Source organism: Vibrio sp. (assembly GCF_050299255.1).
Taxonomy (GTDB): Bacteria; Pseudomonadota; Gammaproteobacteria; order Enterobacterales; family Vibrionaceae; genus Vibrio.
Genome location: NZ_JBNKVP010000206.1, coordinates 1 through 552, shown reverse-complemented (window position 1 = coordinate 552; position 552 = coordinate 1). Strand labels below are relative to the sequence as shown.

The 552-nt window shown below is 58.2% G+C and carries 1 protein-coding gene; it reads left to right on the top strand.

Annotated features, from left to right (window positions below):
- The coding region (locus ACQY6F_RS19055) for a sigma-70 factor domain-containing protein (RefSeq protein ID WP_428776699.1) at window positions 1–552 on the top strand (552 nt) is incomplete at both ends.

Here is a 552-nt window from a genome sequence, read left to right as displayed (position 1 = left end):
ACTTACCCAGTGACATCGTCGATCCAGAACAGATCGAAGATATCATAAGCATGATTAATGACATGGGCATCACTGTCCATGAAGTGGCTCCGGATGCCGACACCCTGTTGATCACAGGCGATTCCGTCACCGCTGACGAAGATGCCGCAGAAGAAGCTGCCGCCGCACTCGCCTCTGTGGATGCAGAATTCGGGCGTACCACTGACCCGGTACGCATGTACATGCGTGAAATGGGTACCGTTGACTTGCTGACGCGCGCGGACGAGATCGCACTGGCCAAGCGCATCGAGGAAGGCATTCGCCAGAGCATCGGCTCCGCGGCGACCTGCCCCTACATCATTCGCAACCTGCTGGACAAGGTCGAGCAGATCGAAAACGACGAGATGCGCCTGACCGACCTGATTCTGGGCTTTGTCGACCCCAATGAGCCCGAAGTCATCCTGCCGGCACATCAGCAGGCCGCCGCGGCATCGGATGATGACGAAGACGAAAACGCCGGGCCAGATCCGGAGGAAGCCAGCAAGCGGTTCAAGAAAATCGCCCGTCTGCACA